19 protein-coding genes and 1 pseudogene are annotated in these 19,912 nt (G+C 71.9%); 11 read left to right on the top strand and 9 right to left on the bottom strand.

The window, feature by feature from the left end; translation table 11 throughout:
* Positions 1 to 28 precede the first annotated feature (28 nt).
* Complete coding sequence (locus ACIA8L_RS07680) at positions 29 to 355, top strand: DivIVA domain-containing protein (RefSeq protein ID WP_395901490.1); 327 nt, start codon at positions 29 to 31, stop codon at positions 353 to 355.
* Here the strand turns inward: ACIA8L_RS07680 and ACIA8L_RS07675 are convergent.
* On the bottom strand, positions 291 to 1,466 hold the full coding sequence (locus tag ACIA8L_RS07675) for an acetoin utilization protein AcuC (RefSeq protein WP_395901488.1): 1,176 nt from the start codon (positions 1,464 to 1,466) through the stop codon (positions 291 to 293). The genes ACIA8L_RS07680 and ACIA8L_RS07675 overlap by 65 nt on opposite strands.
* A 273-nt stretch (positions 1,467 to 1,739) precedes the next feature.
* Between ACIA8L_RS07675 and ACIA8L_RS07670 the strand changes: the two genes are divergently transcribed.
* From ACIA8L_RS07670 to ACIA8L_RS07660, 3 genes are all read left to right on the top strand, one after another.
* Complete coding sequence (locus ACIA8L_RS07670; protein WP_395901486.1) at positions 1,740 to 2,417, top strand: metal-dependent transcriptional regulator; 678 nt, start codon at positions 1,740 to 1,742, stop codon at positions 2,415 to 2,417.
* 4 nt (positions 2,418 to 2,421) lie between these two features.
* The gene (locus ACIA8L_RS07665; RefSeq protein WP_395901484.1) at positions 2,422 to 2,799 is read left to right on the top strand and encodes a winged helix-turn-helix transcriptional regulator; all 378 of its coding nucleotides are present in this window, start codon (positions 2,422 to 2,424) and stop codon (positions 2,797 to 2,799) included.
* Positions 2,800 to 2,889: 90 nt separating this feature from the next.
* The gene (locus ACIA8L_RS07660; protein ID WP_395901483.1) at positions 2,890 to 3,840 is read left to right on the top strand and encodes a hypothetical protein; all 951 of its coding nucleotides are present in this window, start codon (positions 2,890 to 2,892) and stop codon (positions 3,838 to 3,840) included.
* Between the two features lie 21 nt (positions 3,841 to 3,861).
* On the opposite strand, the gene ACIA8L_RS07655 is transcribed toward ACIA8L_RS07660, so the two are convergent.
* Both ACIA8L_RS07655 and lhgO read right to left on the bottom strand, forming a co-directional pair.
* A complete protein-coding gene (locus ACIA8L_RS07655; RefSeq protein WP_395901481.1) occupies positions 3,862 to 4,398 on the bottom strand; it encodes a hypothetical protein in 537 nt (178 codons plus the stop codon).
* Between the two features lie 8 nt (positions 4,399 to 4,406).
* Positions 4,407 to 5,588, bottom strand: coding sequence for an L-2-hydroxyglutarate oxidase (gene lhgO / locus ACIA8L_RS07650; protein ID WP_395901479.1), 1,182 nt, complete (start codon positions 5,586 to 5,588; stop codon positions 4,407 to 4,409).
* Positions 5,589 to 5,653: 65 nt separating this feature from the next.
* Between lhgO and ACIA8L_RS07645 the strand changes: the two genes are divergently transcribed.
* On the top strand, positions 5,654 to 6,685 hold the full coding sequence (locus ACIA8L_RS07645; RefSeq protein WP_395901477.1) for a YbhN family protein: 1,032 nt from the start codon (positions 5,654 to 5,656) through the stop codon (positions 6,683 to 6,685).
* A gap of 316 nt (positions 6,686 to 7,001) precedes the next feature.
* Here ACIA8L_RS07645 and ACIA8L_RS07640 read toward each other — a convergent pair whose 3' ends face one another.
* On the bottom strand, positions 7,002 to 8,033 hold the full coding sequence (locus ACIA8L_RS07640) for a LysR family transcriptional regulator (RefSeq protein WP_395901475.1): 1,032 nt from the start codon (positions 8,031 to 8,033) through the stop codon (positions 7,002 to 7,004).
* An 82-nt stretch (positions 8,034 to 8,115) separates the two neighbouring features.
* On the opposite strand from ACIA8L_RS07640, the gene ACIA8L_RS07635 reads away from it, so the two are divergent.
* The 3 genes from ACIA8L_RS07635 to ACIA8L_RS07625 are packed head-to-tail and all read left to right on the top strand — an operon-like array spanning position 8,116 to position 9,414.
* Positions 8,116 to 8,526: a RidA family protein gene (locus ACIA8L_RS07635; RefSeq protein WP_395901473.1), complete on the top strand. Its 411-nt coding sequence runs from the start codon at positions 8,116 to 8,118 to the stop codon at positions 8,524 to 8,526.
* A gap of 58 nt (positions 8,527 to 8,584) precedes the next feature.
* Positions 8,585 to 8,842 carry a hypothetical protein gene (locus ACIA8L_RS07630; protein WP_395901471.1) on the top strand — a complete coding sequence of 86 codons (258 nt, stop codon included), beginning with the start codon at positions 8,585 to 8,587 and terminating at the stop codon, positions 8,840 to 8,842.
* Positions 8,842 to 9,414, top strand: a complete 573-nt coding sequence (locus tag ACIA8L_RS07625) for a hypothetical protein (protein ID WP_395901469.1) — start codon at positions 8,842 to 8,844, stop codon at positions 9,412 to 9,414. The genes ACIA8L_RS07630 and ACIA8L_RS07625 overlap by 1 nt, the downstream gene beginning before the upstream one ends.
* Here the strand turns inward: ACIA8L_RS07625 and ACIA8L_RS07620 are convergent.
* Both ACIA8L_RS07620 and ACIA8L_RS07615 read right to left on the bottom strand, forming a co-directional pair.
* Entirely contained in the window at positions 9,394 to 9,807 is a 414-nt protein-coding gene (locus ACIA8L_RS07620) for a GNAT family N-acetyltransferase (protein WP_395901467.1), read from the bottom strand. The genes ACIA8L_RS07625 and ACIA8L_RS07620 overlap by 21 nt on opposite strands.
* Before the next feature lie 74 nt (positions 9,808 to 9,881).
* Positions 9,882 to 10,883 (bottom strand): annotated as a pseudogene (locus ACIA8L_RS07615) (acyltransferase family protein); the annotation flags it as partial.
* A gap of 56 nt (positions 10,884 to 10,939) precedes the next feature.
* Here ACIA8L_RS07615 and ACIA8L_RS07610 point away from each other — a divergent pair.
* Both ACIA8L_RS07610 and ACIA8L_RS07605 read left to right on the top strand, forming a co-directional pair.
* Positions 10,940 to 12,805 (top strand): hypothetical protein, encoded by a 1,866-nt coding sequence (locus tag ACIA8L_RS07610; RefSeq protein WP_395901465.1) that lies wholly within the window; start codon positions 10,940 to 10,942, stop codon positions 12,803 to 12,805.
* A gap of 7 nt (positions 12,806 to 12,812) precedes the next feature.
* Complete coding sequence (locus tag ACIA8L_RS07605; RefSeq protein WP_395901464.1) at positions 12,813 to 13,811, top strand: ADP-ribosylglycohydrolase family protein; 999 nt, start codon at positions 12,813 to 12,815, stop codon at positions 13,809 to 13,811.
* Positions 13,812 to 13,865: 54 nt separating this feature from the next.
* Here the strand turns inward: ACIA8L_RS07605 and ACIA8L_RS07600 are convergent, their stop codons facing one another.
* The 3 genes from ACIA8L_RS07600 to ACIA8L_RS07590 all read right to left on the bottom strand — a co-directional run bounded on the left by ACIA8L_RS07600 (position 13,866) and on the right by ACIA8L_RS07590 (position 18,332).
* Positions 13,866 to 16,760 (bottom strand): vitamin B12-dependent ribonucleotide reductase, encoded by a 2,895-nt coding sequence (locus ACIA8L_RS07600; protein WP_395901462.1) that lies wholly within the window; start codon positions 16,758 to 16,760, stop codon positions 13,866 to 13,868.
* A 155-nt stretch (positions 16,761 to 16,915) separates the two neighbouring features.
* Complete coding sequence (nrdR, locus tag ACIA8L_RS07595) at positions 16,916 to 17,416, bottom strand: transcriptional regulator NrdR (protein ID WP_395901460.1); 501 nt, start codon at positions 17,414 to 17,416, stop codon at positions 16,916 to 16,918.
* Between the two features lie 595 nt (positions 17,417 to 18,011).
* Positions 18,012 to 18,332, bottom strand: a complete 321-nt coding sequence (locus tag ACIA8L_RS07590; protein ID WP_395901458.1) for a LysM peptidoglycan-binding domain-containing protein — start codon at positions 18,330 to 18,332, stop codon at positions 18,012 to 18,014.
* Positions 18,333 to 18,817: 485 nt separating this feature from the next.
* Between ACIA8L_RS07590 and lexA the strand changes: the two genes are divergently transcribed.
* A complete protein-coding gene (lexA, locus tag ACIA8L_RS07585) occupies positions 18,818 to 19,498 on the top strand; it encodes a transcriptional repressor LexA (protein WP_223105416.1) in 681 nt (226 codons plus the stop codon).
* The last annotated feature ends 414 nt before the right edge of the window (positions 19,499 to 19,912 follow it).

The following is a 19,912-nucleotide window of genomic DNA, read 5'->3' as shown; positions in this document are numbered from 1 at the left end:
TCCACCCGTCTGGGTTACGGTGTCTGCCATGATGCTCACCCCGGCGGAGGTGCAGGCGCTGCGGTTCGCCAAGGCACCGTTCGGCAAGCGCGGGTATGACGAGGACGAGGTCGACCAGTTCCTCGACGTGGTCGCGCAGACGCTGATCGCGCTGCAGGACGAGATCGCCGCCCTGCGGGCCGCGCCGGACGCCGCCTACGGCACCTCGCCCGCGGCCGAGTCGGAGATGCTCGCCGAGCTCGACCGGATCAAGCAGCGGCTGTCGCGGCTGGAGGCGTCGAACCTGTTCTTCAGTCACGCGGGTCGTGGGGGTCCAGGCCAAAAAATGGATATACGGCCCGACGGGTCGCCATGATCGTGCGGTCGACCGCGTCCGGGGACTCCCCCGGCACCCACGGCATGTAGCCGGTGTCGCCGCCGTCGGTCATCGTCGCCGGCACCGGCGCGCCCGGGCGCCGGCGCGCGGCCAGGTCCCGCCACTCGGCCGGGGTCGCGGTGGCCGGGTCGAGCTCGTCGCCGGTCATCACCGCGAGGAGGTGGGTCCAGGCCCGCGGCACGCACTCGACCAGCGCGTAGCCGCCGCCCCCGCTCGCGACCCACTTGCCGCCCGCGACCTCCTGCGCCAGGTCGCGCAGGGCGAGGTAGGCCGCGCGCTGCCCGTCGACCGTGAGCCGGAGGTTGGCGAGGGGGTCGTGGCGGTACGTGTCCGCGCCGCACTGGGTGAAGAGGAACTGCGGCTGGAAGGCTCGCAGCACGCCCGGCACCACCGCGTGGAACGCCCGCAGCCAGCCGCTGTCGTCGGTGCCTGGCGGCAGCGCCACATTGACCGCCGAGCCGGGCGCGCCCGCGCCGCCGGTCTCGTCCGGGAAGCCGGTGCCGGGGAACAGCGTGCGCGGCGACTCGTGGAGGCTGACGGTGAGCACCCGCGGGTCGTCGTAGAACACGGCCTGCACGCCGTCGCCGTGGTGCACGTCGATGTCGACGTACGCCACCCGCTCCGCCCCGAGCTCGAGGACGCGCTTGATCGCGACGGCGGGGTCGTTGTAGACGCAGAAGCCCGACGCGCGGTCCGGCATCGCGTGGTGCAGGCCGCCGGAGATGCTGACCGCCCGCGCGGCCGCGCCGGTCCAGACCGCCTCCGCGGCCCGCCGGGTCGCGCCGGTGATCAGCGCGCCGGCGTCGTGCATCCCGGTGAAGGTGGGGTTGTCGGTGGTGCCGAGGCCCATGATGCCGACCCGCCGGCCGGTCGAGGCCGCCTTGACGACCGCGATGTAGTCGGGGTCGTGGACGGTCTCGAGCATGGCGTCGGTGGCCGGCTCCGCGGGCTCGATGGCGACCCCGGGCCGGTCGAGGACGCCGAGGCGGCCCGCGAGATCCATGGTCAGCTCGACGCGCACCGGGTCCAAGGGATGATCGCCCATGTTGTACCGCAGGAGCCGTTCGTCCCACACCACCAGCGTGTTCATGCCGCTCCCGTCACTGGTCGATGGCCGGACGGCGACGCTTCGTCAGCATCGATTCCCGCCCGTCGAAGCGTCCCGGAGGCCTCGGACGCGGCCCCGGTAGGATTGGTGCCGCCTGCGTCGTCCACCATCCGGCGCACATCGACGCGAGTCGGCGGTTGGGCGGACCGCACCAGTCCGGCGAGAGTGGCTACGTTCAAGATCGCCTGGTTGGCTGTCACGTCCCAATCTTGTCGTACGCAGCGAGTACTATCGCGTACCGGGAGGGCATGGGCAGTGAATGACCTGGTCGACACTACCGAGATGTACTTGAAGACGATCCTCGAGCTCGAAGAGGAGGGCGTCGTCCCCAAGCGTGCCCGGATCGCCGAGCGGCTGCACCAGAGCGGCCCCACCGTCAGCCAGACCGTCGCCCGCATGGAGCGCGACGGCCTGCTCATCGTGGAGGGCGACCGGCACCTGGCCCTGACCGACCTGGGCCGTGAGCACGCCGTCGCGGTGATGCGCAAGCACCGCCTGGCCGAGCTGCTCCTGGTCAACGTCATCGGGCTGCCCTACGAGGAGGCCCACGAGGAGGCCTGCCGCTGGGAGCACGTGATGAGCGACTCAGTGGAGCAGCGGGTCTACGAGCTGCTGGGCCGCCCGACGCGCTCGCCATACGGCAACCCGATCCCCGGCCTGGAGACCCTGCAGGGCGGCGAGCCCGACGAGGTCGCCGACCCGGAGCGCAACCTCGCGTTCCCGGGCCTGGCCGGCTCGGTCGTCGTCAGCCGGATCTGCGAGTCCGTCCAGACCGACGCCGACGTCCTGCGCCAGCTCCACACCGCCGGCATCGACCCCGGCGCCACGGTGACGGTCGCACAGGAGCGCGACGGCGTCTCCATCGACCGCGAGGGCGAGCGCATCCGGCTGCCGCGCGAGGTCGCATCCCGGGTCTTCGTCGCCGCGGCATAGCACCATGGATTTCCTTTCGGCGGGCGCCTCCTGCGGGTCGGCGCCCGCCGGTGCGTGCTCCGTCCAGGACGTGCTGGACCGGATCGGCAACAAGTGGAGCGTGAGCATCCTGGTCGCCGCCGCGCCCGGGCCGATCCGCTTCTCCGCCCTCGAGCGGGCCATCCCCGGCATCAGCCGCCGGATGCTGACCCTGACCCTGCGCAACCTGGAGCGCGACGGCCTGCTGCTGCGGACCAGTTACCCGACCGTCCCGCCGCGGGTCGAATACTCCATCACGCCGATGGCCGTGGAGCTGCAGAGCGCGCTGCTCACCCTGACCACGTGGGCCGAGCGCCACCAGGCCGACATCGCCGCCGCCCGGGCGCGCTACGACGAGCGCTGAAGTCGGCGGCGATACCGCACCCCCGGGTGATTCGCGGGTTTTTCGGCGGCGGGCGGGGATAGCGGTTATTTCGGTGCTTAGTCTGAGTTGGTGGCTTTTGACCGGGCTTTCCGCGACGAGTACCTCGAGAAAGCCCTGTCGGCCCTGGCCGACGACGGCGACCCGACCCCCGCCCTCGACCTGATCGCCGGCACCGACGACGCCGACCGCCGCGAACACGCCGTGGCCGTCCTCGGCCCCGGTGGCGTCGCCCGGATCGAGCAGCTGCGCGAGCTCGCGACCCGGCAGGCGTACCGCCCGGAGCGCTGGCTCCTGCTCGGCGCCGCCCTGTCCGCCGCCGCGTGGGCCGTCCGCGAGGACAACCACGCCACCCCGGTCGTCACCGAACGCCTCGTCCAGCAGCAGCAGGCCCTCGTCGCCGAGGCGAGGACGGCCCTGCGCCAGGCCGCCGCCCTGTCCCGCGACGACCCGGTCCCGTGGAGCGAACTGACCGGCGCCGTGATCTGCGCCCCGCAGCACCGCACCGAACCGGCCGACGTCTTCAAACGCGCCCGCGTCCTCGCCCCCGACCTGTACGCGGCCCACACCCGCCACCTGACCGGCCTGACCCGCCGCTGGTACGGCAGCCAGGACAAGGTCTTCGCGTTCGCCCGCACCCGCACCGCCGACCGCCCCGCCGGCCACCCCCTGCACGCCCTGATCGCCCTCGCCCACATCGAGGGCTACGTGGCCGGCCTGCTGCGCGGCACCGTCGTCGGCCGGTTCTGGCGGGCCTGGCGCTACTTCGCCGACTCGAAGGTCCGCCGCGAGACCGACACCGCCGCCGACCTGCTCCTGAGCGGCCACGACGAATACGCCACCCACCCGTGGACGATGACCGCCCACCAGGCCTTCGCCGCCCTCTACCACCAGGCCGGCGACACCGGGCGCGCCCGCACCCACCTGGAACTGTCCGGCGAGCACGCGGCGACCTGGCCGTGGCGCTACTTCGGCGACCCCGGCGACCAGTTCGCCACCGCCCGCACCGCCGCCGGGCTCTAGCGCCGGTTGCGCGACGACGTCCTACAGGCTGCTGAGATCGATCAGCTTGGCCAGCTCGACCAGCTTGGGTGCCGCCTCCGCGGCCTTGTCGTCCGGGGTGCCCGACGCCAGCCGCAGCGCGAGCTTGATGATCCGCTTGTTGCCCGTCAGCCAGCCGACCTCGGCACCGGGGCCGGCCTTGTCGGCGGGCGGCAGCGGGCGCTGATAGGCCACCAGCCCCAGGTCGGGGACGGCCTGGGCGCCCTGGGGCGCAATGCTGGCGCTGTAGACGTCGGCGTCGATGGTGGTGCTCGTCACCGACAGCACCAGGTCGGGGTAACCGCCGCCGGCGGGCTCGAGGGCGCAGCTGAACGAGTTGCCCATCGAGGCGCCCATGGCGACCGAGAGCTGCAGGCCCAGCTTCGCGTTGACCGCCGCGAAGTCCAGGAGCTGACAGGCCCCGCCCGCGGCGGCGGCCGGAGCGGTCGAGGCCGGGGCGGACGGACTCGCGCCGGCGTCGTCGCACGCGGCGACGAGCATGGCCGAGAGGGCAACGACGGCGAGCAGCACCCTGCGCACAGCGCACCCTACAACGGCAGGCGGGCAGTGATGTACTTGGCTATCTCCAAGGAGCTCGTCGCGGCCGGGGACGGGGCGTTGAGCACGTGGACCTGAGGGCCCTCGGCGACGATGAGGAAGTCGTCGACCAGATCACCGGCGGGAGTGATGGCCTGTGCGCGTACCCCCGCCGCCGCCGGCACCAGGTCGTCCGCCGTCACGTCGGGCACCAGCCGGGCCAGGCTCTCGGCGAAGCGTCGCTTCGACAGCGACCGGCGGACCTCGGTGACCCCGTATCGCAGGTGCTTGCGGGCCAGCTGCCACAGCCCCCGGTAGGCGGCGACCTCGGCCACGTCCCGCGGGCGGATGCGGCCCCACGTGTAGCCCTCCCGGGCCATGGCCAGCACCGCGTTCGGTCCCGCGTGGACGCTGCCATCGACCATTTTCGTCAGGTGTACCCCCAGGAACGGGAACTGTGGGTCCGGCACCGGATAGATCAGGCCGTGCACGAGGTGCCGGCGGTCGGGGCGGAGCTCGAAGTACTCGCCGCGGAACGGGATGATGCGGGCCGGCGGCTGGATCCCGGCCATCCGCGCGACCCGGTCGGCGTGCAGGCCCGCGCAGTTCACGAGCACGTCCGCGGTGATGTCGCCGGTCGTCGTCCGGACCACGACCTCGCGCGCGCCCGCGCGGATGCCGACCACGGCGGTGTTGAGCCGCATGACCGCCCCGGCCTCCGCCGCCAGCTCGGCCAGCTTCACGCACACGGCCTTGTAGTCCACGATCCCGGTGGAGGCCACGTGGATGCCCTCGACGCAGGCGACGTGCGGCTCGTGCTCCCGCGCCTCGCCCTGGCTCACCTTCCGCACCGGCAGCCCGTTGGCGACCGAGCGCTCGAACAGGGCGTGCAGTCGCGGTAGCTCGGCCGGGTCGGTGGCGACGATGAGCTTGCCGGTGACCTTGTGCGCGATGTCGTGCCGCTCGCAGAACTCGACCATCGAGGCGCTACCGGCCTTGCAGAGCGTGGCTTTGAGGCTACCGGGCTTGTAGTACACCCCCGCGTGGATCACCCCCGAGTTGTGCCCGGTCTGGTGCGCGCCCCACCCGCTCTCCTTCTCCACGACCGTGACCCGGGCCTCCGGCCGGTCCTGGACCAGCCGATGCGCGACGGCCAGACCGACGATGCCCCCACCGATGACGACGTAGCGCACGCTCACTCCCTCAGGTTTATCGCGCCATCCTAGGGTCTGCACATGGCGTGCTAGCGTGACCGACCGTGAGTGGGGTGGCAATGGACGACGGGACGGTGGCCCCGGCGACACCGGCGAAACCGGCCCGCCCCTGGCGCGCCCGGCTGGTGCTGGCGGTCCGCATCCTCGCGGCGCTCGCCATCGCCTACTTCATCGTCGCGACCACGGTCCAGCAGTGGTCGTCGGTGTCGGAGACGTTCCGGCGGCTGTCTTGGCCCTCCCTGGGCGCCTCCCTGGCCTGCGCGGTCGCGTGCCTGTGGGCCACGATGATGGCCTGGCGGGCGATGGTCGGCAACCTCGACCACCCGCTGCGCATACGCGACGCCGCGCCGATCCAGCTCATTGGCGCCCTCGGGAAGTACCTGCCGGGGACCGTCTGGGCCTACGTCGTGCAGATGGAGCTCGGCCGCCGCGTCGGCGTGTCCCGGGCCAAGGTGTTCATCGGCTCGGCCGTCGTCACGGGCCTGGGCGTGACCGTCGGCCTGGTGCTCACGGCCCCCGGCTTCAGCGTGGCCTTCGACGGCGCGGACGCGTCCGAGCACCGGACCTTCGCCGCGATCGCCGTGTGGTGCGCGGTCGTCCTGCTGCCGTTCGGCCTGGCCTGCTGCTACCCGCCGCTGCTGACGTACCTCGTGGGCCGCGCGATGCGCATCCTGCGCCGGCCCGCCCTCGACCGCCCCATCACGTGGAAGCCGGTCCTGGTCAGCAGCGCCTGGTGCGCGGTGGGCTACCTGGCGGCCGGGCTGCACATCTGGTTCCTGGTCCGCTCGCACCTGCCGGGCCTGCACGGCGTCGTCGGGTCGGTCTTCGCCATGGCGCTCGCGATGAGCATCAGCACGTTCGTCATCGTCGCGCCGTCCGGGCTGGGCGCTCGCGAGTTCCTGATGGCGATCGGGCTGGCCGGCTTGGGCGTGCCGTGGCCGACCGCTTGGGCTCTGACGCTCGTCTCGCGGCTGCTGTTCACCCTCGCCGACGTGGCCGCGGCCGGGGTCTCGGCCGCTGTGGGCCTCCGCCGGATCCGCCACGCACAGCCGTCCGACACCCCCGCGGCACCCTGACGCCTCCGCGCGCATCCTGACGCCTCCGCGCGCATCCTGACGCCTCCGCGCGCCCCCTCACGCGTCCGCGCGCATCCTGACGGCGCCGCGCGCAGCCTGGCGCCTCTGCGGCACCTGACGCCTCCGCGCGCCCTGTGCCCTCCTCTCCTGCGCGCGCTACGACTGCCGGCCTGACGCGTCCGCGCGCATCCGAGCGTTGAGGGCGCAGGGCGAAAACGGCGCCGACGCACAGCGAAAACGGCGCGGACGCACAGCGAAAACGGCGCGGACGCACGACGAAAACGGCGCGGACGCACGACGAAGGCGGGCGGGCGGTTCAGGCGGGTTGGGTGTCGCAGACGGCTGACGCTTCCTCGCGGATGAGGTCGAGGAAGGCCGTGACCACCGATGGGACGGTTCGGGCGGCCAAGGTGGCGGCCTGGACGCGGCGGGGTGGGAAATGGGCCGGGTTGAGCGGGAGTAGGACTACGTCGGACGGGACGGTTCTGGCGGCCAGGGCGGGCACCAAGGTTATGCCCAGACCGGCGGCCACGAAGCCGAACTTGGCCGTCCACTCCTGGACAACGAACTCGATCCGCGGGCGGAAACCCAGGCGAGCGCTCGCCGCCAGCAGCGTCTCCTCGGGTCGCGCCGAGCCGGCTACCCATGCCTCGTCGGCCAGCTCGTCGCGCCAGATGCAGCCGTGCATGGGTGATATTTCCGACATATCGGCGATTGTCGTTGATCCGGGTGCGTCAACGGTTTCGGGTCCGACCGCGGCGGGAGCGCCCGGATGCACCCGCGCGGCCCGCCGATGGGTGGCGGCAACGGCCAGCGGATGGGTGGCGGCTACGGCCAGCAACAGGGGCTCGTTCGCTACGGCGTGCAGGTGGAAGCGATCGTCGGCGAAGGGGCGGTCCGCGCCGGCGTTCACGAGCACCACGTCCGCGTCACCTACCAGCAGGGACGTGAGCAGCCGGGTCGTCAGGCCTTCGATCAGGGCGATCTCCACGCCCGGGTGGGAGGCGCGGAAGCGGGCCAGCGCTCGCGGTACCAGTGCCGCGTCCGCCGTTGCGAAAGCGCCGACGCGCAGGCGGCCGGTCAAGGCGTCGCGGACCGCGGTGACCTCGCGGCGGGCGGTGGTCAGGCGGGCCAGGACGGCGGTCGCGTGCTCCAGCAGACAGCGGCCCTCCGCGGTCAGGGCCACGCCGCGCGGGAGGCGGTCGAAGAGGGGCGCGCCGAACTCGGCCTCCAACGCGGCCATCTGGCGGGACACGGCGGACTGGGTGTATCGCAGCGTCGCGGCCGCGCCGGTGATCGAGCGCTGCCGCGCCACCTCGCAGAAGACCTCGAGCATCTCCGTCTGCATCCACTGACATTCGCACAATGCATGGTGGCCATGCCAGACATTCGCTGGTGGCATACCGGGATGGCGGCCTAGCGTCTGGATCATGGTGATTCTGGACAGTCCGGCGGGGGTGGTACGGCCGGCCGGGCCCTATTCGCACGTGGCGCGGGTCGACCTCGGCGGCGTGGCCCTGCTGTTCCTCGCCGGGCAGATCGCGGCCGGCGACGACGGTGAGGTCGTGCACGCGGGCGACATGGAGGGGCAGGCGCGGTACATCTTCCGCGTCGTTCACGGCATCCTGGCCGCGCACGGGGGCGGCTTCGAGCACGTGGCGCACATCCGCACGTTCGTCACCGACCTGGGCCGGCTGCCGGAGTACGGGAAGGTCCGGCGGGAGCTGTTCCCCGAGCCGGCGCCGGCGAGCACGACGGTCGAGGTGTCGAAGCTGTTCCGCGCGGGCGCGCTGCTGGAGGTCGAGGTGACCGCGGCCGTGCCGATCCGCGCGGGGAGCTGACGAAACCCTTACATCGGGCCGCAGGTGGTGCTTACCCGCGGCCCGCACCATGTCGGGCATGAGACGAACGCTCGCCATCGCGCTGGCCGTCGGCGTGCTCGTGCTGGGCGGCTGCGCGCGGCCGCGCCATCAACCCGCGTCCGCGCCCGCGCCCCAACCCGCGTCCGCGCGCCAATCCGCGCCCGCGCCCCCGCCCGCGGCCGGGTCCGCGCCGGCACAGACCGCCACAACGGCGAACACCGACATCGACGACCTGCTCGACCAGGTTGATCAGCAGCTGCAGAAGGACGCCCAGACCCCGGAGGACGAAGACTGATGAACCGCATCACCAGCACCGTGCTGGCCGTCGCCATTGCCGGCGCCGCCGCCCTCACGCTGGCCGCGCCCGCGCACGCCGCGCCCACGCTCGACTCGGCCAAGCAGGCCGTGAGCGCGCGGATCGACAAGCGGCTGGCCGCGCTCGAGCAGTTCGACAGCACCATCGGCCGCGCCGGGCAGCTCACCGCGGCCCACAAGGACACGCTCACCAAGCTCGTGGCCGACCAGCGCGGCGGCCTGACCGCGCTGAAGACCAAGGTGCAGGGCGAGACGACGGCCGCGGCGCTCAAGGCGGACGCGCGGAGCATGGTCGACGACTACCGGGTCTTCATGCTGACCGGGCCGAAGGTGCGGCTGACCGCCGCCATCGACACCGAGCTGGCCGTGGCCGGCAAGCTGGGCGCGGGCGCGGACGCGGTCAAGCAGTCCCTGAACGGCCAGGCCGACAAGCTGCTCGCGGTCAAGCCGGGGCCGGACGCGGAGGCGATCAAGGCGGCGGTGACGCCGGTCCGCGCGGCCGCGAAGCAGGCGCACACCGACCTGAAGGCGCTACGGAAGACCAAGAAGTGAGATGACCCCGGCCGGGGTGGGGGTGAAGCCGCAGGCCTCCAGGTAGAACCGCTCGAGGTGGGGCTCGAAGTCCACGTGGAGCCAGCGGCATCCGGCGGCCCTGGTCGCTTCGGCGGCCCGGGCCACCAGCCGTGCGCCCGCGCCCGCGCGGCGGTAGGGGGCGGCGACCATGGTGTCGAGGATGAACGCGTGCTCGCCGCCGTCCCAGGCGACGTTCACGAACCCGGCGAGCGCCGCCCCGTCGCGACCAACGACCCAGCCGAGGCTGTGGGCGTTGACCTTGGCCCACCAGTCGGGCGTTTGTCCTCCACCATCGGCGCCGAACGCCTCCGCATGCAGCGCGGCCAGCTCCTGCGCAGCGAACTCCCCGCGCCAGACATATGCGATCGCCACCGCGCAAACATTAGCGGCCGGTATTTCAGCGCCAATGCGGGCCGCTCCACGAGGTGCCAGGACGCCGCGGCGACAAGGAGCACGAAGGGCAGGCACAGCGCGATGTACGGCAGCAGCCCCCAGGACGCCCCGCCGAAATGGGCGACGGTCTGCTGCACCGGAAACGCGTAGATGTAGATGCCGTAGGAGTAGTCGTGTTCCCGGCCGACGCTGTGCAGGCGGGGCGGGACGACGCCGGCGCAGTACACCAGAAGAAACGCGAATGCCGGATATCCGAACGCGAAGAAGCCCCCGTAGACCAGGCTCGCGACCAGGACCAGCGCGCAGACGACGGCGATTCCCGGGTGCGCGGGGATGCGATGCGCGTAGAGCTGTATCGATGCGCCGAGCAGGAACAGAAATCCCAGGTAGCAGGCGAGCTGGAAGTCGACATAGCCCCAGATCGGCAAAGGCCCGAGCCCGCCACGGTACTTCGGCGACGTCGGATCCCGCACCGCGTCGGCGGCGATGACCACATAGGCCGCGGCCGCCAGCACCGGCACGGTCCACGGCGCGCGGCGCGGGAGCCCGGCCACGATCAGGACGGTGAGCCCGCAGTAGCACAGCAGCTCGTAGACGAGGCTCCACAGCGACCCGTTGGCCACGCTGCCCTGCACGAGCCGACCGTAGGGCGTGTCGGTGAACAGCGTGCCGATGCCCCACTGGTGTACCGCACCGGCGAGGTTCTCCCGCACGAACCCGGCCCCGCCGGCGTGCCCGGTCGCGGTGGCGGCGAGGGCCGTGCCCAGCAGGCACACCCACAGCCCGGGGAAGATCCGCAGGAAGCGGTGCCACACGAACCGCGCCGCGTTGCCCCGGCGCGCGGACGCGGCGACCAGGAACCCGGACAGCACGAAGAACCCGTCGACGGCGAGGGAGCCGAGGTCGGCCTGCCCGCGGGTCAGCGACTCGCCGGGGTTGGGCCGTCCGAGGCCGAGCGGCCACGCGTGCGCCACCAGCACCGACAGGGCGAGGCCGAGCCGGAGCAGCCCGAGCCCGTTGGCTTGAGGGTCGTACCGATCACGCAGCGTAATCACATGAAGACTAACGACTCGGACAGACACGAAGTTTCCGGTCAAATCGTTACTCGTACGTGCCGATCCCCTCCCCCCGGCGTGTACAACTACGCATCCCAGGACTGGTCGCGGCCGCGTGGCTGCTGGTCACCGCCCTGTATCTGGCCCACGCCGCCCTCGTCGTCCCGCCCCTGCTGCTGGTCGCGACCGCGGCCCTGCTGCGCGGCGGCCGCAGCCTGCTCGACCGCCTGATGCTCGCGACCGGCCTGCTCCTCGGCGCCACGTGCGCGGCCGGCCTGCTCTTCACGTTCTGGCCCTGGGGCCTGCACCCGGTCCCGGTGGCCGGCACCGCCGCGACCGCGCTGATCCTCCTCGCCTCCCGCACCGGCCGCCGCCTCCAGCTGCCGCGCCCGCGCTGGACCGACGCGATCGCCGTCGCCGGGGCCGCGGTCGTCGGCGCGGTCGCGGCCTGGCCGGTGTGGCGCGCGGACGCGGACCGGCGCCTGGCGATCATGCTCGACGGCGAGGACCTGGCCCGGCACGCCGCGGTCTTCGACGCCATCCGCCGCACCGGCGGCTACCTGTTCGCCGACCACGCCCGGGCCGAGCGCTACGTCTACGGCGGGATGATCGACTATCCGCAGGGGTCGCACCTGCTGGCCGGCCTGCTCGACGGGTTCGTCCGGTCCTCGGCCGCGGACTTCGGCAGCGGGACGGCGATGTTGACGCACTACCTCTGGTGCGCGATCGCGGGGTACACCCTCCTGGCGCTGACGCTCGTCTGGGCAGCGCAGTGGATCGCGGCGGGTGCGCTGACGCCGGCCCGATACCTGCCGCTCGCCGCGCTCATCACCGCCGTGTGCGCGGCCGGGGAGATGCTGGAACTGCTGAGCTTCGGCTACCCGAGCCAGGTGGCCGGCCTGGCCGCGGCGGTGCTGCTGCTGGCGCTGCTGGCCCGCCCGGTCGCGCGGACGCGGGACCAGCTCCTGCTCGTCGCCGCGCTGCTGACCGCGGTCGGCTTCACCTACTACCTGTACCTGCCGCCGGTCGGCCTGGCCGCGCTCATCTGGCTCGGCACCCAGTGGCGCCGCCTGGCCCGCCGCCCGGTCGCGCTGATCCTGGCCGCGACGTGCGGGGTCGCGGCGGCCGCGCCCATGGCCTACGGCCTGCTCTTCGCCGACCAGGCCAGTGCCCTGTTCACGATCGGCTACCTGGTGCTGAGCCGCGACGCCCTCGCCGCCCTGGCCGCGCTGGTCGCCACCGGCCTGCTGACGAGGCGCGGGCGCAAGAGCAGGATCTGGCGGCGGTACTCCCTGTCGTTCGTGCCCGTCGCGGCGTTCGCCGGCATCCTGCTCATCGGCCAGCGGCTGTTCGGGGTCGGCAGCGGGTACTACGCGAACAAGGCCCTGTACCTGGTCTTCGCCCTGCTCCTGGTCGGCGCGGGCGCGGTCGCGCTGCACCTGCCCGCCCCGGCCCGGGTCCGGCGCCACCGCTCGCTGCCGGCCGCGGTGCCGGCGCTCATTGCCATCGTCGCGCTCACGGGGGCGGGGCGGGGTGACACGCCGTACCAGCCGCATCTGGGCGGTTCCTGGGGCCGCTCCTGGCTCGTCGGCCCGGACGCGGCCCGCACGGCCCAGGCGGGCCTGCTGCTGCGCGCGTACGCCGCGCTCCCGGGCGACGCGCCCGTCCTGGTCGTCGGCGACGACTCCGGCTACGAGTCGTACCGCCTCACGCTCTTCCTCTCCACCATGCAGCGCACGTCGGGCGCGACCGCGGGCGCCATCTACAACCACCTCCCCGTGACCGCCCCCGACCGCCTGGGCGCCTCGGTCGCCTCGACGCCCGGACGCGTCCGCCTCCTGGCCCTCTCCGACCAGGCCGAGGCCCGCGCCCGCGCGGTCGCGCGGGCATGCCCCACCCGGGTCGAGGTGGTCCGGGTATAACTGCGGCATGTCCAAGGTGAAGGCGTCCCTCTTCGGTCTGGCGTTCGGCGACGCGCTCGGCTACCCCATCGAGTTCCGCACCTACGAGGAGATCGTCGCCATCCACGGGACCCGCGGCCCTCACGACCTGCCCCAACGCCCGCTGGTCAGCGACGACACCCAGATGACCCTGGCCGTGGGCGACGCCCTGGAGCTGGCCCGGGCGGCCGGGCGCGTCTCGGCCGCGACCCTGGAACCCCACCTGTCCCGCCTGTTCGTCGAGTGGTCCCGCAGCCCCGAGAACGACCGCGCGCCGGGCAACACCTGCATGGCCGCCTGCGACGCCCTCGCCCGCGGCGTCCCGTGGTGGCAGGCGACCGTGGCCGGCTCGAAGGGCTGCGGCGCCAACATGCGGGTGGCCCCGATCGCGCTGGTCCCCGGCCTCACCGAGGACGACCGCGCGGGCGCGGCCCAGCTGCAGGCCGCCATCACCCACGGCCACCCGACGGGCCTGGCCGCCTCCGAGCTGACCGCACTGACCGTCCGCTGGCTCCTGGACGGCCTCCCCGTCCAGGAACTCCTCCCGGCCCTGCGCGCCCGCTGCGGGTCCCAGCGCGCCGTGTACCGCGGCGACTGGCTCGGCGACCACCTCTGGCGCCAGCCGATGACCGACACCCCGGAGACGTTCATCGCCCGCGGCTGGGACGAATGCCTGGCCGCCCTGACCGGCCTCGAGGACCAGGTGCGCCACCTGGGCCCGGACGCCGACCCGTGCGCGGCCGGGGGCGCGGGCTGGATCGCCGAGGAGGCCCTCGCGACCGCCCTGTACTGCCTGCTGCTCTTCCCGGACGCCCCGGTCGACGTCGTGGCCCGCGCGGCCGCCTCCTCGGGCGACTCGGACTCGATCGCCTGTCTGGCCGGCGCCTTCGCGGGCGCGGCCGCCGGCGAGTCCGCCTGGCCTTCGGGCTGGTACGAGCGGATCGAGTACCGGGCAAACCTCACGCGCCTCGCGACCGCCTGGTCGTAGCGCAAACGGCGAACGGCCCGGCCGTGGTGGCCGGGCCGTTCACTGTGGATCGCGTCAGCTGCAGCCGCTGGTGGAGCCGCAGCCCTCACAGACGTAGCAGCTGCCCGCGGGGCGCATCTTGGTGCCGCAGGTGAAGCACAGCGGCGCGTCGGCGGCCTTGCCCTGGACGAGCTCCAGGAGCTCGGTCGAGGAGCCGATGCGGCGCGGGGATTCGATGTCGGTCGGCTTCACGGCGGCCGGCTTGTCGGTGGCGGCCGGCTTCTCCGCCGCGGTGGGCTTGACGACCGGGGCCGAGTTGCGCATCTCGGTGAGGTCGACGACCTCGGCCGACTCGCCGGCGGTGCCCGCGGCCTCGGCGCGCAGCTGGGCCGCGCGCTCCGCCGAGGTCAGGATGCCCAGCTCCGAGCGGGTGTCGAAGTCCAGGAAGTCCAGGGCCAGGCGGCGGAAGATGTAGTCCATCACCGAGGAGGCGAGGCGGATGTCCGGGTCGTCGGTCATGCCGGCCGGCTCGAAGCGCATGTTGACGAACTTCGAGACGTAGGTCTCCAGCGGGACGCCGTACTGCAGGCCGATGGAGATCGCCACCGAGAACGCGTCCATGACGCCGGCCAGGGTGGAGCCCTGCTTCGACATCTTGAGGAAGACCTCGCCGAGGCCGTCGTCGGGGTACGACGAGGCGGTCAGGTAGCCCTCGGCCCCGGCGACGGAGAACGACACGGTCGAGCTCGGCCGCTTCTTCGGCAGCCGCTTGCGGACCGGGCGGTACTCGATCACCTTCTCAGTCTTCACCACGACCTCGGCCGGCTTCTCGGCTTCGACCGTCTTGGCCGCGGTGGACGAGGAGACCGCGGAGAGCGGCTGGCCGACCTTGCAGTTGTCGCGGTAGATCGCGAGGGCCTTCAGGCCGAGCTTCCAGCCCTGGTAGTAGATCTCCTCGACGTCCTCGACGGTCGCCGACTCCGGCATGTTGACCGTCTTGGAGATGGCGCCGGAGATGAACGGCTGGATCGCCGCCATCATGCGCACGTGGCCCATCGGGGCGATGGTCCGCTCGCCCATGGCGCAGTCGAAGACGCTGTAGTGCTCGAGCTTCAGGCCGGGGGCGTCGATGACGTGGCCGTGCGCCGAGATGTGCTCGACGATGGCCTCGACCTGCTCCTCCTGGTAGCCGAGCGTGCGCAGCGCCCGCGGCACGGTCTGGTTGACGATCTGCATCGAGCCGCCGCCGACGAGCTTCTTGAACTTGACCAGGGCCAGGTCGGGCTCGACGCCGGTGGTGTCGCAGTCCATCATCAGGCCGATGGTGCCGGTCGGGGCGAGGACGCTGGCCTGCGAGTTGCGCCAGCCGTTCTTGGCGCCGATCTCGTTGCCCAGCAGCCACTGCGCGGTGGCGGCCTCCTTGATGGCGACGTCGACGGCGCCGACGGTCGCGATGGCGGTGCTGGCCTCGGCATGCTTGCGCATCACGTTCGCGTGCGCGGACGCGTTGCGGGCGTAGCCGTCGTAGGCGCCGACGACCCCGGCCAGCTCGGCCGAGCGCCGGTACGCGGTGCCCGTCATGAGGCTGCTGATCGACGCCGCGACCGCGCGGCCGCCGTCCGAGTCGTAGGCCAGGCCGCTGGCCATGAGCAGCGCGCCCAGGTTCGCGTAGCCGATGCCGAGCTGGCGGTACGCCCGGCTGGTCTCACCGATCTTCTCGGTCGGGAAGTCGGCGAAGGAGATCGAGATGTCCATCGCGGTGATGACCAGCTCGACCGACTTGACGAACTTGGCGATGTCGAAGGCGCCGTCGGCCTGCAGGTACTTCAGCAGGTTGAGCGAGGCCAGGTTGCAGCTGGAGTTGTCCAGGTGCATGTACTCGCTGCACGGGTTCGACGCCGTGATCCGCCCGGTCTCGGGGCAGGTGTGCCAGTCGTTGATCGTGTCGTCGTACTGGATGCCGGGGTCGGCGCACGCCCACGCGGCCTGCGCGAGCTTGTTGAACAGCTCCTTGGCCTTGACCGTGGCGATGGGCGCGTTGTCGAGGCGGGCCTTGAGCGCGAACTCGGTGTCGTCCTCGACCGCGCGCATGAACTCGCCGTTGACCCGGATCGAGTTGTTGGCGTTCTGGTACTGGACGCTGACGATGTCCTTGCCGCCCAGGTCCATGTCGAAGCCGGCGTCGCGCAGGGCCCGGATCTTGTCCTCTTCGCGGGCCTTGGTCTCAATGAACTCCTCGACGTCCGGGTGATCCACGTCGAGGATGACCATCTTGGCCGCGCGCCGGGTCGCCCCGCCGCTCTTGATCGTCCCGGCCGACGCGTCCGCGCCGCGCATGAACGACACCGGGCCGCTGGCGGTGCCGCCGCTGGTCAGCAGCTCCCGCGAGGAGCGGATGCGGGACAGGTTGACCCCGGAGCCGGAGCCGCCCTTGAAGATCAGGCCCTCTTCCTTGTACCAGTCGAGGATCGAGTCCATCGAGTCGTCCACGGAGAGGATGAAACACGCGCTGACCTGCTGCGGCGACGCGGTCCCGACGTTGAACCAGACCGGCGAGTTGAAGCTGAACACCTGGTGCAGCAGCATCCAGGTCAGCTCGTGCGCGAACACCTCGGCGTCCTGGTCGGTCGCGAAGTACCCGTACTGCTGCCCGGCCTTGCGGTACGTGCTCACGACGCGGTCGATCAGCTGCCGCAGCGACTGCTCGCGCTGCGCGGTGCCGACGGCGCCGCGGAAGTACTTGGTGGTGACGATGTTGGCCGCGTTGACGCTCCACGTCGTCGGGAACTCGACCCCCCGCTGCTCGAAGTTGATCGAGCCGTCGCGCCAGTTGGTCATGACGATGTCGCGACGCTCCCACGTCACCTCGTCATACGGGTGTACACCCTCAGTCGTCCAGACCCGCTCGACCCGCAGCCCCTCCCGCTGGTCCTTGCGTGTCGATGCCTTGGTCTTCGTCTCCCCCGCCATCCGCGGCCCCCTCATCAGCGTGTGTGTCCTCGTTCTGCATTTTTGGCTTCGGGGGTACTGCATGTGCAGTACCACTGCCGCCTTAGTCTTTTTGTGGTGGTTTGTCGGGTTCTTTGCGCCGATTGCCCCGCTGTGTGCGGTTCCTTGATGCGGCGCTAGCCGACTCGTGCGGCGGGCACCGCGGAGCCGTCCCCCGGCAGCTCCGGCGCCGCCGCCCCCGCGCGCAGCGCCGCGATCTCCCGCTCGAAGTCCCCGAGCGAGTCGAACGACCGATACACGGACGCGAAGCGCAGGTAGGCCACCTCGTCGAGCTCCCGCAGCGGCGCGAGAATCGCCAGCCCCACCTCGTGGCTGGGCAGCTCGGCCGCGCCCTTGGCCCGCACCGTCTCCTCGACCTTCTGCGCGAGCAGCGCGATGGAGTCCTCGTCCACGGGCCGCCCCTGGCAGGCCTTGCGCACCCCGGCGATGATCTTCGTCCGGCTGAAGGGCTCCGTCACCCCGCTCCGCTTGACCACGGCCAGCACCGCCTCCTCGACGGTGGTGAATCGCCGCCCGCACTCCGGGCAGGACCGGCGCCGCCGGATGATCTGCCCATCCTCGGCCTCCCGGGAGTCGACCACCCGCGAGTCGGCGTGCCGGCAGTACGGGCACCGCATGTCGATGGACCTCTCTCCAGAGTACGCCGGACAATCCCGGCAAAAGCGCACGCCAAACCGGGCGAGCCGACCCTCGTGGGGCTACTCGCCGGTCAACTACAACCAGTGATCAGAGGTTGCCGATTCCACAACCTGTGGACGACTTACACCTCTGTAACTACTACATCTTGGGGTAGACGCTATGCCGATGCCTACGCCGACGCAAGTCAAACGAGGATCCCGCCTCTTTTGTGTCGGGGGTCTCAAGGTGAGCATTGTTCACGCCGCCTCGAAAGCGCTTGCCACCTGGAGTTATGCGATAAGTCGGGCGCTCCGCGCCGCGACTTATCGGACTTATACCCCGACGGGCGAAATTTCGGGTATTCGTAGGTCACGAGTCTGCCGTCCGTTTTGAAGTTCGCAGCCACCGCCGCAGCCTTGGTTCCAGCCCTGGCCTGGCCCTTGTCCTTGCTGCTGCCACCTTGCTCTTGCTCTTGCCTGGGCTGTTGCCGCCGCGCCGTTGTCTTGTCTTTGTCTTTGTCTTTGTCTTTGTCGCAGCAGCCCTGCCGTTGCCGTGCGCTTGCCGCCCGCAGCGTCCCGACGTCGCCGGTTCGGGTCAGCGGCGGCGCGGGAGGACGAGACGCTGGCCGGCGTCGATGTTGTAGCCGGCGAGGTTGTTGAGCCGGCGGATCTCCTCCAATGTCGCGTCGCGGCCCTCGCGGCCCTTGGTGCGCGAGGCGATGTCCCACAGCGTGTCGCCCGGCTGCACGATGACGGTCGGAGCGGGCCCCGGCGGGTCGGCGGCCTGACCCGGCGCCGACGTGAGCGCCACGAGCCCACCGGCGAGCGCGAGCAGGAAGCAGAACACCACGACCCGCCCCCGCCGCGTGAGGCGGATCGGCGGCTTTTCATGTCCGTTTGCGCCCTGCCGTCCCATGTCGGCCCCCTTTTGCGTACACCCGTTCGATAGAACAGTCGTACGATGGTCTACCAGAGCCAGAAGACCCGTGTCGAGAAGACTCGCCGAAAAATCGGCGCGCCACGTAGTACAGATGTTTGAAACTGTCGTACCTCGGCGTTACGGTGATCCACACACGATCAGGTTTCGATCGGGATTACCGGACGTAAGTGACATCCAGGCGTGACCCGGCCTCCGCACCCGCAGGGGCCACCAATGCGACAACCGCTTCCCGCACCCGCGCGGGAGGCGGGTGACGGGCCACCCCACGGCCCGTCAGCAGGCGCGGCGAGCGCCCCGCGACTGCCAACACGAGGGAGGACGACGTGTCAGCCGACGACCGTACCGACGCACCCGCGAGCGAGCCGGACGAGCTCATCGACGGCCCCGGCGCCGAGGTCACCGCCATCGGCGGCCGCGCCGCCGCCAAGCGCGCCACCCGCCGCCGCGGCGGCGAGCCGGAGATGCGCGCGGTCACCGCCGTGGTCAGCGCCTTCCCCGACCTGTTCGCGGCCGACCTGACCGTCCGCCAGCGCCGCATCCTGGAGTTCATCCGCGCCGCCGTCGAGCGCAACGGCTACCCGCCGAGCGTCCGCGAGATCGGCGAAGCCGTGGGCCTGGTCTCCCCCTCCAGCGTGGCCTATCAGCTGAAGGAACTGGAGCGCAAAGGCTACCTGCGCCGCGACCCCAACCGCCCCCGCGCGGTCGACGTACGCCCGCCCAGCGAGCTGGTGACCGTCGACGAGGAGGCCGCCCGCGCGGCCCGCCCCGCCCCGGCCTACGTCCCCGTCCTCGGCCGGATCGCCGCCGGTGGCCCCATCCTGGCCGAGCAGGCCGTGGAGGATGTCTTCCCCCTCCCCCGCGAGCTGGTCGGCGAGGGCACCCTCTTCATGCTCCAGGTCAAGGGCGACTCGATGCTGGACGCCGCCATCTGCGACGGCGACTGGGTCGTGGTCCGCCAGCAGCCCAACGCCAACAACGGCGACATCGTGGCCGCCATGCTGGAGGGCGAGGCCACGGTGAAGACCTACCGCAACCGCGACGGCCACGTCTGGCTCATGCCCCAGAACGCCGCCTTCGACCCCATCGCCGGCGACCACGCCACCATCCTCGGCCGCGTCGTCACCGTGGTCCGCCGCATCTGACCGCCCACCCCAACCCATCCGCACAGACCCGCCCCCGGCCAGCCCTCGGCGACCAGGGCGTGGCACAGGGCCTCGGCCTCGAGCCACTCCCTCGAGCGCTCGGCCCACCCGACGAGCCCACTCCCCCGGTGCGCACACCGAACCCCAGCGCACCGGGGGAGGCCTCGGTCCTGACGAATGCCGGGCGAGCTGCCGCACGATCAGCGCCCAGGCCCCGGCACCGAGCTCAACGCCGGGCCGCACACGACCGAGCCGACCTACGCGACCCCATGCAATGCAGCGATGGTGGACCGTTGCCGACTGGCCGGCCGCTAAGCCAGCTACAGCAGCCAGCCCAACCACGACCACGCGACGCGGCGTCGCGAATCGGCCTGCGCGACGTCGCGTGCGATGCGACGACCGTGGACCGTTGTT

Origin of the sequence: Dactylosporangium sp. NPDC051541, from assembly GCF_044454505.1 — a bacterium.
Taxonomy (GTDB): Bacteria; Actinomycetota; Actinomycetes; order Mycobacteriales; family Micromonosporaceae; genus Dactylosporangium.
The sequence above is the reverse complement of the archived record's forward strand: the minus strand, read 5'-3'. Positions and strand labels throughout refer to the sequence as shown.

Bases quoted from the DNA above. Each gene is read 5' to 3' on its own strand.
- ACIA8L_RS07680 (WP_395901490.1), top strand. From the start codon at position 29: ATGATGCTCACCCCGGCGGAGGTGCAGGCGCTGCGGTTCGCCAAGGCA.
- ACIA8L_RS07675 (WP_395901488.1), bottom strand. From the start codon at position 1,466: ATGAACACGCTGGTGGTGTGGGACGAACGGCTCCTGCGGTACAACATG.
- ACIA8L_RS07665 (WP_395901484.1), top strand. From the start codon at position 2,422: ATGGATTTCCTTTCGGCGGGCGCCTCCTGCGGGTCGGCGCCCGCCGGT.
- ACIA8L_RS07640 (WP_395901475.1), bottom strand. From the start codon at position 8,033: ATGCAGACGGAGATGCTCGAGGTCTTCTGCGAGGTGGCGCGGCAGCGC.
- ACIA8L_RS07635 (WP_395901473.1), top strand. From the start codon at position 8,116: ATGGTGATTCTGGACAGTCCGGCGGGGGTGGTACGGCCGGCCGGGCCC.
- ACIA8L_RS07630 (WP_395901471.1), top strand. From the start codon at position 8,585: ATGAGACGAACGCTCGCCATCGCGCTGGCCGTCGGCGTGCTCGTGCTG.
- ACIA8L_RS07625 (WP_395901469.1), top strand. From the start codon at position 8,842: ATGAACCGCATCACCAGCACCGTGCTGGCCGTCGCCATTGCCGGCGCC.
- ACIA8L_RS07605 (WP_395901464.1), top strand. From the start codon at position 12,813: ATGTCCAAGGTGAAGGCGTCCCTCTTCGGTCTGGCGTTCGGCGACGCG.
- ACIA8L_RS07600 (WP_395901462.1), bottom strand. From the start codon at position 16,760: ATGGCGGGGGAGACGAAGACCAAGGCATCGACACGCAAGGACCAGCGG.
- nrdR (WP_395901460.1), bottom strand. From the start codon at position 17,416: ATGCGGTGCCCGTACTGCCGGCACGCCGACTCGCGGGTGGTCGACTCC.
- ACIA8L_RS07590 (WP_395901458.1), bottom strand. From the start codon at position 18,332: ATGGGACGGCAGGGCGCAAACGGACATGAAAAGCCGCCGATCCGCCTC.
- lexA (WP_223105416.1), top strand. From the start codon at position 18,818: ATGCGCGCGGTCACCGCCGTGGTCAGCGCCTTCCCCGACCTGTTCGCG.